Here is a 17,296-nt window from a genome sequence, read left to right as displayed (position 1 = left end):
GGATGCGGGCTGAGGGCCGTGTTTTGCACGGACGCTGCCTCGGCCCGACCCGAAGCCTGCAGGGATAAGTCGAAGGGACCGCGTAGCGGCGATTTTGCTGGCCGGAGCCCGGGGGTACAGGGGGCGGCGGCGACTGGCCGCCCCCTGTGCGCTCCCTGCGCCAAGCCAGACATAACGCAGAAAATTAACCGGGAGCGCCATCTGCCCGGCATTAACATAGAAGTTGTAGCCCTGCTAAGCGCAGCGCGAGCAGGGAAATATTCGGTTGTACCGTTATTTCGCCGGGTGGCGGCTGCGCCTTACCCGGCCTACGTTCATACGACCTGTCGTTAATTTATTCACCATTGTTGCTGAAACTGCCGGTGCTGACGGCCTCAACATCGCTGAGACGTTCCCGGCAGGCCGGATGGCGGTATAAATGCCTTATCCGGCCCACCCGCTCCCTGCGCCAACGCCGCGCTAATGTGGCTTAAACCGGCGTTACCCTAGCCTCCTTCGCCTCACGCGTCCCGCGATGAAGCAGCGCGTGCAGCAGGATCGCCCCGAAGGTGGCGGTACCAATCCCGCCCAGCGTAAAGCCGCCCAGCGACAGCGCGAAATCGCCGGCGCCCAGCACCAGGGTCACAGACACCATGATCAGATTGCTGTTCTGGCTGAGGTCGACGCGGTTTTGCACCCAGATCCGCGCCCCGGCGACGGCGATCAGGCCAAAGACCACGATCGAGGCGCCGCCGATCACCGGCCCGGGAATGGTGTGGATTAATGCGCCGAATTTCGGCGAGAAGCCCAGCAGCATGGCAATCAGCGCCGCGGCGACAAACACCAGCGTCGAGTAGACCTTGGTCACCGCCATGACGCCGATGTTCTCCGCATAGGTCGTGACCCCGCTGCCGCCGACCGAGCCGGAGAGCATGGTCGCCAGACCATCGCCGACGAAGGCGCGCCCCATGTACGGATCCATATTGCGCCCGGTCATCCCGGCGACGGCCTTCAGGTGGCCGAGGTTCTCGGCCACCAGGATCACCGCGACCGGGGCAATCAACATCATCGCCTGGCCGTTAAAGGATGGGGTGGTAAAGTGCGGCAGCCCGAACCACGCCGCCTGGGTGAGGGGAGAGAAGTCCAGCGGTTTGCCGAGGCCAAAGCCGTTAGCCAGCAGGGCGTACAGCGCGCAGGCGACGATCAGGCCGACCAGGATCAGCAGACGCTGCAGCATCCCGCGGGTAAATACCGCGACTATGCCGATACAGAGCACGGTTAACACCGCCATCCAGCTGTCGAAGGCGCTGGCGGAGACGCTGCGCACGGCAATCGGCGCCAGGTTCAGGCCGATAGCCATCACCACCGCCCCGGTCACCACCGGCGGCATCAGGCGCTCGATCCAGCGGGTGCCGATCTTCATCACCACCAGACCGATCAGGGTATAGACCAGCCCGCAGGCGATGATCCCGCCAAGGGCGACGCTGAGGTGAGGGTTGAGTCCCCGGCCGTTAAAGCCGGTAATGGCGATCACCACCCCGACAAAGGCGGCGCTGGAGCCGAGATAGCTCGGCACCCGTCCGCCGGTGACGACAAAGAACAGCAGGGTGCCGACCCCCGACATCAGTATGGACAGGTTTGGGTCGAGCCCCATCAACAACGGCATCAGCACCGTCGCGCCGAACATCGCAACGGCGTGCTGCACGCCCATCACCAGCGTTTGCCCGGCCGATAAGCGTTCATCGGGCGCGACAACGCCGGATTCGGCGGCGGGGGAGGTCAGCTTCCAGCGAGGAAAATCGAAGAGTGCCATGATGATATCCCGGGTTAAAGGTTAACAAGCGGGTCGCATAAGCGTGTGATAGCCGCGGTCAAACCACATCAGACCCCGGGGTTCCGGGTGACGGGTAATGGCCACGACGTGACAAAACAGAATGTCGTGCGTGCCGACGCTGACGCGCTGGTCGATGCGGCAGTCAAAGCTGACCAGCGCCGCCTCCAGCCGCGGGCAGCCGGTGGCGCCGGTCTGCCAGTCGGCGGCGGCAAAGCGCTCGTCCATCGCCGTTTTACCGCCAAACAGCGTTGACAGCGCCTCCTGTCCCGCCGCCAGGGTATTGACGCACAGCGTGTGGTGTTCGCTGAACACCGGCCACACGGAGGCTGAGCGGTTCAGACAGACCAACAGGGTCGGCGGGGTGTCGGTCACGCTGCAGACCGCGCTGGCGGTAAAGCCCGCCCGGCCCGCCGGGCCATCGGTGGTAATAATGTTAACCGCGGCGCCGACGCGGGCCATGGCGTCACGAAAACTCTCTTTGTCCGCTAACTTCATCGCCAACTCCTTATGCCAGCAGGCAGGCTTCATCAAAGGACAGACGCGGCAGGCGGCCATACAGTTTGCCGGGGTCGCCATAGCCGATGTTCACCAGCAGGTTGCTTTTCCAGCCGTTGTCGGCGAAAAACGCTGCATCGACTTTTTCCCGATCGAAACCGGACATCGGCCCGGTGTCGAGTCCCAGCGCCCGGCAGGCGAAAATCAGATACGCCGCCTGCAGGGAGCTATTGCGAAACGCCGTCTCTTCCGCCAGCTGCGGGCTGGAGGTGAACCAGCTGCGGGCATCGCCGTGGGGAAACAGGGTCGGTAGCCGGTCGTAAAAGGCGCTGTCCCACGCCACGATGGCGGTCACCGGCGCCTGCATGGTTTTCTGCAGATTGCCGCTGGAGAGCGTCGGGCGGAGCTTCTCTTTGCCTTCCGCGCTGCGCACGAACACGATGCGCGCCGGCGAACAGTTGGCGGAAGTCGGCCCCATTTTCATCAGGTCCCAGACTGCCTGCAGCTGCGCATCGCTCACTGGCTTATCCAGCCAGCCGTTGTGGGTCCGGGCCTGGGTAAACAGCGTCTCGCAGGCCGTCTGGTTTATCGCGTCGTTCATCGGGTCTCCCTGGCGACCGGCAGCATAGCGGCCAGCCCGTCGCGTAAAATGGTATTAAAGGTATCGGCGTCGGTGACGTTGCAGGCATGCCCGCCCCACGGCATTTCCACGCGCTGGCTGCCGGGGATCGCCGTCTGCAGCACGCGGGAGCAGGAGGCCGGGACCAGCAGGTCGTCAGCGGCGCTAACCATCAGCGTCGGGCAGGCGATGGCCGCCGCGCGACGGGAAAAATCAGCCTGCTTCAGGGCCTGCAGCCGCTTCAGCAGGTTCTCCTTGCCCTGAAAATGGCTGATGGCAAGCGCATCTTCGGCTTCGAGGCGCGGCAGGCGCGCGGCCATCCATTCCGCCGGGTAGAGAAACAGCGGCTGCGCTTCGACCCACGCCTGCGCGCCGCCGGCATGCAGCAGACGCTCGCGCACCAGGAAGCAGCGGCGGGTGTGCGGCGACAGCGACAGCCAGCCGTTGACCAGCACCAGGGCGCTCACCGCCTCGGGGCGATCGAGCGCCAGCTGCAGGCCAATCAGCGCCCCCAGCGCGTGGCCCACCAGCGCGAAGCGGGCGATCCCCGCCGCCTGCAGAGCGCTGAACAGCTCCCCGGCCATCGTCGCCATGCTGTAGTCGGCGGGCAGCGGACCGGCGTTCTCCCCGGTCCCATTATGGTCATAACTTACCAGCTGATACTGTTCCTCCAGCGCCGCGCGCTGCGCCAGCCAGTAGCCGCCGCCGCCGCCCAGACCTGCGCTGAGGACCACCACCGGCGCGCCGGGCCATGGGGCCGGAGCAATATTGAGCCTCATCATGTCGGGGTTCCGATATGGGCGACGCTGGCGATTTCCACCAGCGCATCAGGCTTCACCAGCCCGCACTGAATGCAGAAGCGCGCGGGTTTATCGCCGGGGAAGAACTCGGCGTAAACCTCGTTAATCGCGGCGTAATTTGTCCAGTCGGTGATAAAGATGCTGTTGAAAGTCACATCCGCCATACTCCCGCCCGCCGTTTCGATAACGCACTTGATGGTCTCCAGCACGTGGCGGGTTTGCGCCTTTGGGTCGCCGATGTGCACCACATTGTTTTGCTTATCAAACGGCAGAGTGCCGGAGACGTAGATCACGCCATCGGCGAGCGTCCCCGGAACAAAGGGGGCAATCGGCGTGGTGGTGCCTGGCGGAATAATCACCTGTTTAGGCATAACGTTTCTCCTGGGCTAAAGACAGCGGGGTGGCAGGGGACAGCGCGCGGCAGAAGCTCTCGACGTCGCTGACCCAGCCGAAAAAGGTTTCTATATTGAACAGCGCCGCCTGCTGGGCGAAGGCCGGTCCGGCCTGATGGGTAGCATCCTCCAGCACCACGCCGAAGTATTCGAGGAAGAAACCATCGCGCAGCGTCGATTCGACGCAGACGTTGGTGGCGATCCCGGTGAACACCAGATGACGGATGCCGCGGCTGCGCAAAATGCTGTCGAGCGGAGTGTTAAAGAAGCCGCTGTAGCGCGGTTTCGGCAACACGATGTCGCCTTCCTGCGGCGTCAGCTCGTCCACCAGCTGATAATCCCAGCCGCCTTTCGCCAGCAGCTTGCCCTGCAGTTCCGGGCGCTGACGCATCGTTTTCAGCGCGTTGGACTTATGGTAGTTCGGCGAGCCCGGGCCGCCGGCTTCAACATACTGGTCATCCCAGCCGTTCTGGAACCAGATAATCAGCATGCCCGCGGCGCGGGCGGCGGCGACGGCGGTATTAATATTGTCGATAACCGGCCGGGTGGCGGAGACGTCAAATCCGGCGAGATCCAGATAACCGCCGAGGCTGGCGTAGGCGTTCTGCATGTCGACAACAATCAGCGCGCTCTGCTGCGGCGCGAAGGTCAGGGATTCCGGGCGAGCGGGAAGGGTAATCATCAGGCCACCTCACGGGTAACAGGAGCAATATGGTCCCGGCAGCGCATCAGCGGCTGAATGCGTTCGCCAAAGGCGTCGATGCCGGCAAGAAAATCATCAAAGGTCAGCAGCACGCCGTCGGTGCCGGGCACGCTCGCGACTTCATCAAGCATACGGGCGACGCTGGCATAGGATCCGACAAGGGTGCCCATGTTGATATTGACCGCCGAGGTGGGGTCGGCCATCTGGCGCACGTTGGTATCGCTGCCGGAGCGGGTGTCTTTCTGACTCTGCTCGGTGAGCCACGCCAGCGCTTCTTCATCGGCGCCCGCTTTGTAGTGCTCCCATTTGGCGCGCGCCGCTTCGTCGGTTTCGTCAGCGATCACCATGAACAGCACATAGGAGCCTACGTCACGGCCGGTTTTTTCCGCCGCCTGCATCATGCGCGCCGCGGTCGGCGCGAAGGCCGTTGGCGTGTTGACCCCTTTGCCAAAGCAGAAGTTATAGTCGGCGTGCTGGGCGGAGAAGGCCATGCCGGCGTCGCTCTGCCCGGCGCAGATCACCTTCATCGGCTGCGAAGGGCGCGGGCTGACCCGGCAGTCGTTCATGGTGAAGTAGTCGCCTTTGAAATCGCTGCGCCCGGTGCCCCACAGGTCGCGGAGCACCTGAACGTATTCGGTGAGATAGTCATAGCGGCTGGCGAAATAGTCATCCCCTGGCCACATGCCCATCTGGTCATATTCCGGTTTTTGCCAGCCGGTCACCAGATTGACGCCAAACCGGCCGCCGGAGATGGAGTCGATGGTGGAGGCCATCCGGGCGACGATCGCCGGCGGCAGCGTGAGGGTGGCGGCGGTGGCGTAGATCTGGATCTTCGAGGTTACCGCGGCCAGGCCGGCCATCAGGGTGAAGGACTCCAGGTTGTGATCCCAGAATTCGGTTTTCCCGCCGAAGCCGCGCAGCTTGATCATGGAGAGCGCGAAGTCGAAATGGTAGTGCTCGGCTTTCTGTACGATAGCCTTATTCAGTTCGAAGGTCGGCATATACTGCGGGGCATGGGTGGAGATCAGCCAGCCGTTGTTGCCAATGGGAACGAAAACACCAATTTTCATACCTACCTCTCTACAGTCATGGAAGATGGGTTGCGGTGGCGCGGCATCCTGCCTCTCCCTGGACCACCTCGCAGAAGAGGTAAAGCAAACACGATGCCAGTTTTATAAATGCTAATGTTATTAATGTGTTACTATTGGGTTGCTAAAAAGGACGATAAAAAAGTGGACTGGATGGTCAAAATCAGTGCACGAAAAAACGGCAGTCATGCGCAATCAGGGTGCATGGGGTCGTGTCGGCGAAGGGCTTTTGCTATGCTGGTGGCGTCAACTGAAGGAGAGGATGTATGGCACAGGGCGCGGTGAAGAAAAACGGCAAACGTTCACAAGCGGTCAGCGCCAAAAAGGAGGCCATTCTGGCCGCCGCGCTGGAGGCATTTTCGCAATTTGGTATTCACGGTACGCGACTGGAGCAGGTGGCTGAGCGCGCCGGGGTGTCGAAAACCAATCTGCTCTATTACTACCCTTCGAAAGAGGCGCTGTACGTGGCCGTTCTGCAGCAGATCCTCGCCATCTGGCTGGCGCCGCTGAAGGCCTTTCGCGAGGATATCAGCCCGCTGGTGGCGATCCGCGAGTATATTCGTCTGAAGCTGGAGGTGTCCCGCGATCACCCCCAGGCCTCGAAGCTCTTCTGCCTTGAGATGTTGCAGGGCGCGCCGCTGCTGATGGGCGAACTGACCGGGGATCTGAAAGCGCTGGTCGATGAGAAATCGGCGATTGTTTCCGGCTGGATCGACCGCGGCAAGCTGGCGCCGGTCGATCCGCAGCATTTAATCTTTATGATCTGGGCCACTACCCAGCATTACGCCGACTTCGCCACCCAGGTGGAGGCGGTCACCGGCGCCACGCTGCAGGACGCGGCCTTTTTTGAGCAAACGGTCGATAATGTCCAGCGGATGATTATCGAAGGCATTCGCGTCCGTTAATTGGCCGGCGGCAGCGGGCAGCTTTGATCGCCGTCCTCGCACTGCAGCAGCGAGGCGAGGAAAGATTCCCGCTCCACGCTCTTATCGGTCATGCACTGGCTCACCAGCATCGGCTGCATGCTGCCGCCTTCGGCTCCGGACGCGAGGAAAGCGCAGTCGGCGTCGCGCAGGGCGATCCATGCCTGCTGGGCCTGCTTCAGTAATGTCTGCTGTTTACCCACCGCACGCTGCAGAGCCTGCTGCCAGGTGTCGTTCAGCTTTTTGTCGGCTGCCTGATACTGCGCGGCCGCGCACTGATTCATTTCGGTTTGGGTGTTGGCGTTGCTGCACTCGTCCGCCAGCGCCGCGCCGCTGGCCAGCAAGACCGCCGCGGCAAATAACATGCGTTTCATTGTTCTGCTCCCATAAAAAAGGCTCCCGTCCGGGAGCCTTAATTAAGCACAGCTGACGTCGGCTGTCATTAGCTGATCGCATCGCCGATTTCCCGGATGGCGGCGCACAGCGCCACCGGGGAGCCCGTCTTAGCCGATGGTCATCAGGCTGGCGTTACCGCCTGCCGCCGCGGTGTTGACGCTCAGCGAACGCTCGATGTACAACCGCTCCAGCAGCAGATTGGTTTCGCCGCGGGCGAAGCCCTGCACGGAGACAATCGCCCCGTCGCGCGCCGCCACCTGCTCGCACAGCTCGCGCAGCTGGTCGGAGTCGCCGTGATAGATAACCGCGTCGAAGGCCTGGCCAGGCAACTGATCCGCTTTGGCGAAACGGATCCGCTCGCTGACGTCCCGCGGGAGTTTCTTCGCCAGATCGCGCTGCAGGGCGCTGTCCGGCCACAGCACTTCACAACCGACCGCCAGCACGGCCGCCAGCTGGATCAGCGCATCCTGCTCATTATCCGCCACGCACAGCACGCGCTCGCGAGGCATCAGCGTCAGGGTGTTGCGCTCGCCGGTGGGCCCCGGAAGCAGGCGTTGGGTGCCGCTTTGCGCCTGCTCGCTGTACTGCTGGCACAGCGCCTGCAGCTCAGGACGGCCCGCCGCCCACTGCTGCAGCGCCTGCAGCGGTTTTTCCAGCAGCGTTTTCAGCTGGGCGTCCAGCGGACGCTCTGCATCCTGGCGGGCGAAGGTCACGCCAACCGCGCCCTGCGGACGGCTGGAGAGCAGGCGGTAAAGGTACAGCGGGCCGCCGGCTTTTGGACCGGTACCGGACAACCCTTCGCCGCCGAACGGCTGCACGCCGACCACCGCGCCAACCATATTGCGGTTGACGTACAGGTTGCCCACCTTCGCGCTGCCGGTGACCTGGGCGATGGTCTCGTCGATACGGGTATGTACGCCGAGGGTCAGGCCGTAGCCGGAAGCGTTAATCTGCTCCACCAGTTTGTCCAGCTCGTTACGGTTATAGCGCACCACGTGCAGCACCGGGCCGAAGACCTCTTTTTTCAGCTCGTCGAAGCTGTCGAGTTCGATAAGCGTCGGCGGCACAAAGGTCCCGTGGTTCCATTCGCGGGCGTCTTCGCTATTCTCGCGCACCGCCTGATAGACGGTGCGGCCTTTGGCGCGCATCGTCTGAATATGGCGTTCGATATTCTCTTTCGCTTCCGCATCGATAACCGGGCCGATATCGGTGGTCAGGCGGCCGGGATTGCCCATCCGGCACTCGCTCATCGCGCCGCGCAGCATGGTTAAGGTGTGGTCGGCTACCTCTTCCTGCAGGCAGAGGACGCGCAGGGCGGAGCAGCGCTGACCGGCGCTGTCGAACGCGGAAGCCAGGACGTCGATCACCACCTGCTCGGTAAGCGCCGACGAGTCGACGATCATCGCGTTCATCCCGCCGGTTTCGGCGATCAGCGGCGTTGGGCGTCCCTGAGCGTCGAGGCGGCTGGCGATATTGCGTTGCAGCAGGGTGGCCACTTCGGTGGAGCCGGTGAACATCACGCCGCGCACGCGCTCATCGGATGTCAGCGCGGCGCCGACGGTTTCCCCGCGGCCCGGCAGCAGCTGGATCACCCCTGGCGGCACGCCGGCTTCCAGCAGGATCGCCACGCCCTGGGCGGTGATAAGCGGCGTCTGCTCGGCCGGTTTCGCCAGCACGCTGTTGCCGGCCGCCAGCGCGGCGGCAATCTGCCCGGTGAAGATCGCCAGCGGGAAGTTCCATGGGCTGATGCAGACCACCGGACCCAGCGGACGGTGGGTTTCATTATCGAAATCGTCGCGCACCTGACCGGCGTAGTAGTGGAGGAAGTCGACGGCTTCGCGCACTTCGGCGATGGCGTTGCTGAAGGTTTTACCCGCTTCGCGCACCAGGATCCCCATCAGGGTCGGCATCTGGCTTTCCATCAGCACCGCGGCGCGCTCAAGAATGGCGGCGCGCTCCTGCGGCGGGGTGGCGAACCAGATGGGCGCGTTATTGATAGCGCTGGTGAGCGCCTGCTGCACTTCGTCATCGCTGGCTTCGCGGACGTAACCGACGATATCCTTCGGCTCCGCCGGGTTGACCACCGGCTGCATCTCGCCTTCGGCCACCGGCTGCTCCAGCATCGGCAATGCCTGCCATTTATGCAGGGCGCTGTTGAGCAGGGAAGAGGAGAGGGAGGCCAGACGATGCTCGTTAGCCAGATCCAGACCGGCGGAGTTGCTCCGGCCGCTGCCGTAGAGATCGCGCGGCAGCGGAATTTTCGGGTGCGGCAGACCGGCCTGGCCTTCCTGCTGCGCCAGTTTTTCCACCGCGCTGACCGGGTCGGCCACCAGTTCGTCCAGCGGCAGGGTATTGTCCGCGATACGGTTGACGAAGGAGGTATTGGCGCCATTCTCCAGCAGACGACGCACCAGATACGCCAGCAGCGTCTCGTGGGTGCCCACCGGAGCGTAGATCCGGCACGGCCGGTTCAGTTTGCCGTCGGCGACTTTGCCCACCACCTGCTCGTACAGCGGTTCGCCCATGCCGTGCAGGCACTGGAACTCATACTGGCCAGGGTAGTAGTTCTGGCCCGCCAGCTGGTAGATAGCCGCCAGAGTATGGGCGTTGTGAGTGGCGAACTGCGGATAAATCAGGTTCGGCACCGCCAGCAGCTTTTTCGCGCAGGCGAGATAGGAGACGTCGGTGTAAACCTTGCGGGTGTAGACCGGGTAGCCTTCGAGACCTTCCATTTGCGCGCGTTTGATTTCGCTGTCCCAGTAGGCGCCTTTCACCAGACGGATCATCAGGCGACGACGGCTGCGGGTGGCGAGATCGATCAGCGCGTCGATGACGAACGGGCAGCGCTTCTGGTAGGCCTGAATAACAAAACCGATGCCGTTCCAGCCCGCCAGCTCCGGCTCGAAGCACAGTTTTTCCAGCAGGTCGAGGGAGATCTCGAGACGGTCGGCCTCTTCAGCATCGATGTTAATGCCGATGTCATACTGGCGCGCCAGCAGGGTCAGCGATTTCAGACGCGGATAGAGCTCTTCCATCACCCGGTCATACTGGGCGCGGCTGTAGCGCGGGTGCAGAGCCGAGAGCTTAATGGAGATGCCCGGGCCTTCATAAATGCCGCGGCCGTTGGAAGCTTTGCCGATGGCATGGATCGCCTGCTGATAAGAGACCATATAGGCCTGGGCGTCGGCGGCGGTCAGGGCCGCTTCGCCGAGCATATCGTAGGAGTAGCGGAAACCTTTATCTTCCAGCTTGCGGGCGTTAGCCAGCGCTTCGGCGATGGTTTCCCCGGTGACGAACTGCTCGCCCATCAGGCGCATCGCCATATCCACGCCCTTACGGATCAGCGGTTCGCCGCTCTTGCCAATGATGCGGTTCAGCGAGCGTGAGAGGCTGGTTTCGTTGTGGGTGGAGACCAGTTTGCCGGTGAACAGCAGCCCCCAGGTGGCGGCATTGACGAACAGCGACGGGCTGCGGCCGATGTGCGACTGCCAGTTGCCGTTGCTGATTTTGTCGCGGATCAGCGCATCGCGGGTGGCTTTATCCGGAATACGCAGCAGGGCTTCCGCCAGGCACATCAGCGCCACCCCTTCCTGTGAGGAGAGGGAGAACTCCTGCAGCAGACTCTGCACCATGCCGGCGCGGCCGCTGGCGGTCTTCTGGTTGCGCAGTTTTTCCGCCAGCTGATACGCCAGCTTATGCGCCTGCTCGCCCAGCGGCTGCGGCAGTCGGGCCTGCTCCAGCAGCATCGGCACCGCGTCGGTTTCCGGGCGACGCCAGGCGGCGGTGATCGCCGCGCGGCTAACCGACTGCGGCAGGATCTGCTCGGCGAATTCGAGGAACGGCTGATACGGCTCTTCCGCCGGGGAACCCGCTTCATCGCTTTCATTGGCGGCCCCGGAGAGCAGCGCCGGCAGTTCGGGCAGCGTTTCGTCGTTCTCCAGCTTTTCCAGATAGTTGAAGATGGCCTGCTTAATCAGCCAGTGCGGCGTGCGGTCAATGCGGCTCGCGGCGGACTTAATGCGCTCGCGGGTTGCGTCGTCAAGCTTAACACCCATGGTGGTGGTGCCCATGCTCAAAACTCCTGTCATTTATCGTTAGGCTTATGCGGTTGCCTGGAAATATCCACTATGTTGCAACTTTGTGCAACCTTGTTAATTGAGGCGTGTGACGAAAGCCATGAAATGGCGGATTTGTTAAAAATAGTGCCTAAAATAGCAGAATTTTAACCCCGGGCTCATAGGGTATTTGTATGCGTGAGTTAACACTTTTGTTTGGTGCAACCTTTAAAAACGTGAGAGAGTGCAACCTCTCGCAAATTGACGTTTTGCGCCGTCGGTTTTTCGTGTAAATGCTGTGTTAAATCGTTTGTGAAAAACCGAAGCTTCCGTCAGGATACGGTCGCCCAATTAAACAATGCGCCATTACCCCGTTCCGGTAGTGGAAAAAAACGACGAAGTTGGACGCTGTCGATAAAAATTCTGGAGACTTTGCATGGCTATTAGCACACCGATGCTGGTGACATTTATTATTTATATTCTTGGTATGGTATTGATAGGGTTTATTGCCTGGCGTTCGACCAAAAACTTTGATGATTATATTCTCGGGGGACGCAGTCTGGGGCCATTTGTGACCGCGCTTTCCGCTGGCGCCTCGGACATGAGCGGCTGGCTGCTGATGGGCCTGCCGGGCGCCATTTTCCTCTCCGGGATTTCCGAAAGCTGGATCGCCATCGGCTTAACGCTGGGGGCGTGGGTTAACTGGAAGCTGGTAGCCGGGCGCCTGCGCGTGCATACCGAGGTGAATAATAACGCCCTGACGCTGCCCGATTATTTTACCGGCCGTTTTGAAGATAAAAGCCGGGTGCTGAGAATTATTTCAGCGCTGGTTATTCTGCTGTTCTTTACCATCTATTGCGCCTCGGGAATTGTGGCGGGGGCGCGTCTGTTTGAAAGCACCTTCGGCATGAGTTATGAAACCGCGCTGTGGGCCGGCGCGGCGGCGACGATTATCTATACCTTTGTCGGCGGCTTCCTCGCCGTCAGCTGGACGGATACCGTGCAGGCCAGCCTGATGATTTTCGCGCTGATCCTCACCCCAGTGATCGTGATTATTTCCGTCGGCGGCTTTGGCGATTCGCTGGAAGTCATTAAGCAAAAGAGCATCGAAAATATCGACATGCTGAAAGGGCTGAATTTCGTGGCGATTATTTCGCTGATGGGCTGGGGGCTGGGTTATTTCGGTCAGCCGCATATTCTGGCGCGCTTTATGGCGGCGGATTCGCACCACAGCATCGTCCACGCGCGTCGCATTAGTATGACCTGGATGATCCTCTGCCTCGCCGGGGCGGTGGCCGTCGGCTTCTTTGGTATCGCCTACTTCAATAGCAACCCGAGCCTGGCGGGCGCGGTTAACCAGAACGCCGAGCGCGTGTTTATCGAACTGGCGCAAATCCTGTTTAACCCATGGATTGCCGGGATCCTGCTGTCGGCGATTCTGGCGGCGGTGATGTCCACTCTGAGCTGTCAGCTGCTGGTCTGCTCCAGCGCGATTACCGAAGACCTGTATAAAGCCTTCCTGCGTAAAAACGCCGGTCAGAAAGAGCTGGTGTGGATGGGCCGGATGATGGTGCTGGTGGTTGCCCTGGTGGCGATTGCCCTGGCGGCCAATCCGGAAAACCGCGTGCTGGGTCTGGTGAGCTATGCCTGGGCCGGCTTCGGCGCCGCCTTTGGTCCGGTGGTGCTGTTCTCGGTGATGTGGTCGCGCATGACCCGTAACGGCGCGCTGGCCGGGATGGTGATTGGCGCCCTGACCGTGATCGTCTGGAAGCAGTTTGGCTGGCTGGGCCTGTATGAAATTATTCCGGGCTTTGTCTTCGGCAGCATCGGGATCGTGGTCTTTAGCCTGCTGGATAAAGCGCCGTCGGCCAGCATGCAGCAGCGCTTCGCCGAAGCGGATGCCCACTACCATACGCCGCCGCCGGTACGCGCCACGGCTGAGTAAGATCAACTGATGTTCACGAGCCCGCCGCTGGCGGGCTTTTTTTTGCCTGTTGCCGGGCCGGAATATTATAACCCTTGCTAATTATTTGAAAATCCGCTGATATTTCCTGACTAATAACAATGAGGATAGCAAAGATGACGTTCAGACAGGGTGCAATGGCGCTGGTGCTGGCAGGGTTACTCAGCGGCTGCGCGGCGGGTGGAAGTTCGTCGACCAGCGCGCCGAAGCCCGGCGCCTGCCCGGCGGATCAGTCCATGGTGCAAACCACGCTTTACTTCGGCCTGAGCCGCCCGGCGGGGAAAGACATCACCCCTGATGAGTGGCAACAGTTTGTCGACCGCGACGTCACGCCGCGTTTTCGCGACGGGCTGACGGTGTTTGACGCTCGCGGCCAGTGGCTGGGCCAGAATGGACAGGTGGTGCGGGAGCAGAGTAAGGCGCTGATGGTGATCCATGGCAACGACGCGCAGAGCGAGGCCGGTATTGAGGCGCTGCGCCAGGGCTATAAATCACGGTTCGCGCAGGAGTCGGTGATGCGTGTCGACCAGCCGGTCTGCGTACAGTTTTGAGTTAACGGCGGGGACAGCCCCGCCGTTTGTCTTACAGCACCAGCCCGGCGAAGCTGGCCGAAAGCAGGCTCACCAGCGTGGCGCTATACACCAGCCGCAGGCCGAAGCGGGAGACAATATTGCCCTGCGGTTCATTCAGGCCTTTGATCGCCCCGGCGATAATGCCGATCGAGGCAAAGTTGGCAAACGATACCAGAAAGACCGAGAGAATGCCGAGCCCGCGCGGCGTCATGCTGGCGGCAATCTTTTGCAGCTCAATCATCGCCACAAATTCGTTAGCGACCAGCTTGGTGGCCATGATGCTGCCGGCGTTCAGCGCATCGCTCAGCGGAATGCCGACAAGCCAGGCCAGCGGATAGAAGACGTAGCCGAGGATCTGCTGGAAGCTGAGGCCAAACAGGGTAGCGAACAGCGCGTTAATGGCGCTGATCAGCGCGATAAAGCCGATCAGCATCGCCAGAATAATCATCGCCACCTTAAAGCCGGCCAGAATATATTCCCCGAGCATTTCAAAGAAACTCTGCGATTCATGCAGCTTCTCCAGCTTTATTTCCTGCTCGCTGCCCGGCCGCGTCGGGTTAATCACCGACAGCACGATAAAGGTGCTGAACATATTCAGGATCAGCGCCGCGACGACGTATTTGGCGTCCAGCATGGTCATATAGGCGCCGACGATCGACAGCGATACGGTCGACATGGCCGTCGCCGCCATGGTGAACAGACGCCGCGAGGAGAGGTCGCCCAGCACGCCTTTGTAGGCGATGAAGTTTTCTGACTGGCCGAGGATCAGTGAGCTGACGGCGTTAAAAGATTCCAGCTTACCCATGCCGTTGACCTTCGACAGCAGGGTGCCAATGACGCGAATAAAAATCGGCAGGATCCGCCAGTGCTGGAGAATACCAATCAGCGCGGAAATAAACACAATCGGACACAGGACGCCAAGGAAAATAAAGGCTAAGCCTTTTTCGCTCATGCCGCCAAAGACGAAATTGGTCCCTTCGGCGGCAAAGCCTAATAGCGAAGCAAAAAAGCCGGAGATATTTTTCACCAGCCACAGGCCGCTTTCGGCGTGCAGGAAAAAGAAAGCGAGCGCTATTTCGATAATAATCAACTGGAGAATATAACGAATACGGATTTTTTGTCTGTCATAGCTGACAAGCCAGGCCAGGGCGAGGATCACCGCCAGCGCCAGCAGGAAATGAAAAAATGCAGTCATGTTGTTCTTTTCGCAGGTCAATAAGGCCGCCATTTAGCCATAGCCGCTGCGACGGGTAAATATCTGACGTAAAAAATCCTTTGCTTATTCTTTTCCCTCATAACAGGCGAATATTTTCATAAGTCATTATTTGCCAGCGATTTATTTACAACTGATCATCATTCTCTGCACATTTTGCTTGTGTTTCTGAGTATTGTAATGATAATCACTATCATAAATATTACCTGTTTTTGCATTCGTTGACGGTGCTTTACATTTAAGGGTATTGGCATGTTTGTCCCATTTCTCATTATGTTACGCGAAGGCCTGGAGGCGGCGCTGATTGTCAGCCTGATCGCCAGCTATCTGAAACGCACCCAGCGCGGCAACTGGATTGGCGTGATGTGGATTGGCGTGATCCTTGCGGCGGCGCTGTGTCTTGGCTTAGGCATTTTTATCAACGAAACCACCGGTGAATTTCCTCAGCGTGAACAGGAGCTGTTCGAAGGGATCGTCGCGGTCATCGCAGTGGTGATCCTGACGTGGATGGTCTTCTGGATGCGCAATGTCTCACGCAACGTCAAGCAGCAGCTGGAGCAGGCCGTGGACAAGGCGCTACAGCGCGGCAATCACCATGGCTGGGCGCTGGTGATGATGGTCTTTTTCGCGGTCGCCCGTGAGGGGCTGGAGTCGGTCTTCTTTCTGCTGGCGGCATTCCAGCAGGATGTCGGCATCTGGCCGCCGCTGGGGGCGCTGCTGGGGCTGGCCACGGCTATCGTGCTGGGCTTCCTGCTCTACTGGGGCGGTATCTGTCTCAACCTCGGCGTGTTCTTCAAATGGACCAGCCTGTTTATCCTGCTGGTGGCCGCTGGCCTGGCCGCGGGGGCGATCCGCGCCTTCCACGAGGCGGGCCTGTGGAACCTGTTCCAGGAGACCGCCTTCGATCTGAGCGCTGTGCTGTCGACGCATACGCTGTTCGGCACGCTGCTGGAAGGGATCTTCGGCTACCAGGAGACGCCAAGCGTCAGCGAAGTGGCTGTTTATCTGCTTTATCTGATCCCGGCGCTGGTGCTGTTTGCGCTGCCGCCGCGAAATAATACGACTGCCTCGCGGGCTGCCTGACCGGGCGCTGCGAGCTTATAAGCGACACTCTACTTACCGAAAGGGATGATCATGATGATTCATTTTCGCCGTAATGCGCTGCGGGTGACCGTGGCCGCGCTGCTCTGCTCTGCATTCGGTGCTCAGGCTGCGGATATCCCGCAGGTCAAAGTCACCGTCAACGATAAACAGTGCGAGCCGATGCAGGTGACCGTTAACGCGGGTAAAACCCAGTTTATTATTCAGAACCACAGCCAGAAAGCGCTGGAGTGGGAGATTCTGAAAGGGGTCATGGTGGTGGAAGAGCGTGAGAACATCGCGCCGGGCTTTACCCAGAAGCTCACCGCGAACCTGCAGCCGGGCGAATATGACATGACCTGCGGCCTGCTCACCAACCCGAAAGGCAAACTGATCGTCACCGGCGCCGCCACCAAAGACGCGGCGAAAGCCGATGCGGTGCTGAGCCTCGGCGAAGCGATCACCGCTTACAAAGCCTATGTGACGGCGGAAACCGCGCAGCTGGTCAGCGGCACCAAAGCCTTTACCGACGCGGTGAAAGCGGGCGATATCGAGAAAGCGAAAGCGCTGTACGCCCCGACGCGCCAGCATTACGAGCGCATCGAGCCGATCGCCGAGCTGTTCTCTGACCTTGACGGCAGCATCGACGCCCGCGAAGACGATTTCGAGAAAAAAGCGGAAGATCCGAAATTCACCGGTTTCCACCGTCTGGAAAAGGCGCTGTTTGGCGATAACAGCGTCAAGGGCATGGAAAAATATGCCGATCAGCTGAACAGCGATGTGCTGGAGCTGCAAAAACGCATCAGCGAGCTGGCGTTCCCGCCGTCAAAAGTCGTGGGCGGTGCGGCAGGATTAATTGAAGAAGTCGCGGCCAGCAAGATCAGCGGTGAAGAAGATCGCTACAGCCATACCGACCTGTGGGACTTCCAGGCCAATATTGACGGTGCCCAGAAAATTGTCGACCTGCTGCGCCCGCAGCTGCAAAAAGAGAACAGCGCGCTGCTGGCGAAAGTGGACGCCAACTTTAAGAAAGTGGACAGTATCCTCAGCAAATACCGCACCAAAGACGGTTTCGAAACTTACGATAAGCTGACCACCGCTGACCGTAATGCGCTGAAAGGGCCGATCACCACCCTGGCGGAAGATCTGGCTCAGCTGCGCGGGATCCTGGGTCTGGACTAAGT

General features: G+C 60.6%; 15 protein-coding genes. 5 read left to right on the top strand and 10 right to left on the bottom strand.

Translation table 11 applies throughout. The annotated features are described in order from the left end of the window. Window positions 1-469 precede the first annotated feature (469 nt). The 7 genes from rutG to rutA are packed head-to-tail and all read right to left on the bottom strand — an operon-like array spanning window position 470 to window position 5,892. Window positions 470-1,792 (bottom strand): pyrimidine utilization transport protein G, encoded by a 1,323-nt coding sequence (rutG, locus tag LGM20_RS16310; protein ID WP_044522015.1) that lies wholly within the window; start codon window positions 1,790-1,792, stop codon window positions 470-472. Between the two features lie 21 nt (window positions 1,793-1,813). Then, the gene (gene rutF / locus LGM20_RS16305; protein WP_023289097.1) at window positions 1,814-2,308 is read right to left on the bottom strand and encodes an NADH-dependent FMN reductase RutF; all 495 of its coding nucleotides are present in this window, start codon (window positions 2,306-2,308) and stop codon (window positions 1,814-1,816) included. A 10-nt stretch (window positions 2,309-2,318) separates the two neighbouring features. Continuing rightward, window positions 2,319-2,909, bottom strand: coding sequence for a malonic semialdehyde reductase (locus LGM20_RS16300; protein ID WP_017901103.1), 591 nt, complete (start codon window positions 2,907-2,909; stop codon window positions 2,319-2,321). Next, entirely contained in the window at window positions 2,906-3,709 is an 804-nt protein-coding gene (rutD, locus tag LGM20_RS16295; protein ID WP_044522016.1) for a pyrimidine utilization protein D, read from the bottom strand. Before rutD ends, LGM20_RS16300 begins: the two co-directional genes overlap by 4 nt. Further along, window positions 3,706-4,098 carry a pyrimidine utilization protein C gene (gene rutC, locus LGM20_RS16290; protein WP_032455320.1) on the bottom strand — a complete coding sequence of 131 codons (393 nt, stop codon included), beginning with the start codon at window positions 4,096-4,098 and terminating at the stop codon, window positions 3,706-3,708. Before rutC ends, rutD begins: the two co-directional genes overlap by 4 nt. After that, complete coding sequence (gene rutB / locus LGM20_RS16285; protein ID WP_044522018.1) at window positions 4,091-4,801, bottom strand: pyrimidine utilization protein B; 711 nt, start codon at window positions 4,799-4,801, stop codon at window positions 4,091-4,093. The genes rutC and rutB overlap by 8 nt, the downstream gene beginning before the upstream one ends. Further along, window positions 4,801-5,892: a pyrimidine utilization protein A gene (gene rutA, locus LGM20_RS16280; protein WP_004204507.1), complete on the bottom strand. Its 1,092-nt coding sequence runs from the start codon at window positions 5,890-5,892 to the stop codon at window positions 4,801-4,803. The genes rutB and rutA overlap by 1 nt, the downstream gene beginning before the upstream one ends. 284 nt (window positions 5,893-6,176) lie before the next feature. Between rutA and rutR the strand changes: the two genes are divergently transcribed. Continuing rightward, window positions 6,177-6,815: an HTH-type transcriptional regulator RutR gene (gene rutR, locus LGM20_RS16275; RefSeq protein WP_004204508.1), complete on the top strand. Its 639-nt coding sequence runs from the start codon at window positions 6,177-6,179 to the stop codon at window positions 6,813-6,815. Here the strand turns inward: rutR and LGM20_RS16270 are convergent. Both LGM20_RS16270 and putA read right to left on the bottom strand, forming a co-directional pair. Beyond that, window positions 6,812-7,207 (bottom strand): lysozyme inhibitor LprI family protein, encoded by a 396-nt coding sequence (locus LGM20_RS16270; protein ID WP_023289101.1) that lies wholly within the window; start codon window positions 7,205-7,207, stop codon window positions 6,812-6,814. The genes rutR and LGM20_RS16270 overlap by 4 nt on opposite strands. 129 nt (window positions 7,208-7,336) lie before the next feature. After that, entirely contained in the window at window positions 7,337-11,299 is a 3,963-nt protein-coding gene (gene putA, locus LGM20_RS16265; RefSeq protein WP_044522027.1) for a trifunctional transcriptional regulator/proline dehydrogenase/L-glutamate gamma-semialdehyde dehydrogenase, read from the bottom strand. 421 nt (window positions 11,300-11,720) lie between these two features. Here putA and putP point away from each other — a divergent pair, with 421 nt between their 5' ends. Further along, on the top strand, window positions 11,721-13,229 hold the full coding sequence (putP, locus tag LGM20_RS16260) for a sodium/proline symporter PutP (protein ID WP_044522028.1): 1,509 nt from the start codon (window positions 11,721-11,723) through the stop codon (window positions 13,227-13,229). A gap of 134 nt (window positions 13,230-13,363) precedes the next feature. Then, window positions 13,364-13,798: a DUF3574 domain-containing protein gene (locus tag LGM20_RS16255; protein ID WP_044522031.1), complete on the top strand. Its 435-nt coding sequence runs from the start codon at window positions 13,364-13,366 to the stop codon at window positions 13,796-13,798. Window positions 13,799-13,829: 31 nt separating this feature from the next. Here the strand turns inward: LGM20_RS16255 and LGM20_RS16250 are convergent, their stop codons facing one another. Next, entirely contained in the window at window positions 13,830-15,014 is a 1,185-nt protein-coding gene (locus LGM20_RS16250) for a NupC/NupG family nucleoside CNT transporter (protein ID WP_032429119.1), read from the bottom strand. A gap of 270 nt (window positions 15,015-15,284) precedes the next feature. Between LGM20_RS16250 and efeU the strand changes: the two genes are divergently transcribed. Both efeU and efeO read left to right on the top strand, forming a co-directional pair. Then, entirely contained in the window at window positions 15,285-16,115 is an 831-nt protein-coding gene (gene efeU / locus LGM20_RS16245) for an iron uptake transporter permease EfeU (protein WP_044522032.1), read from the top strand. Window positions 16,116-16,166: 51 nt separating this feature from the next. Continuing rightward, window positions 16,167-17,294: an iron uptake system protein EfeO gene (gene efeO / locus LGM20_RS16240; protein WP_023289107.1), complete on the top strand. Its 1,128-nt coding sequence runs from the start codon at window positions 16,167-16,169 to the stop codon at window positions 17,292-17,294. Window positions 17,295-17,296: the final 2 nt, after the last annotated feature.

The organism is Klebsiella quasipneumoniae subsp. quasipneumoniae, from assembly GCF_020525925.1.
In the GTDB taxonomy this organism is placed as follows: Bacteria; Pseudomonadota; Gammaproteobacteria; order Enterobacterales; family Enterobacteriaceae; genus Klebsiella; species Klebsiella quasipneumoniae.
The sequence above is the reverse complement of the archived record's forward strand: the minus strand, read 5'-3'. Positions and strand labels throughout refer to the sequence as shown.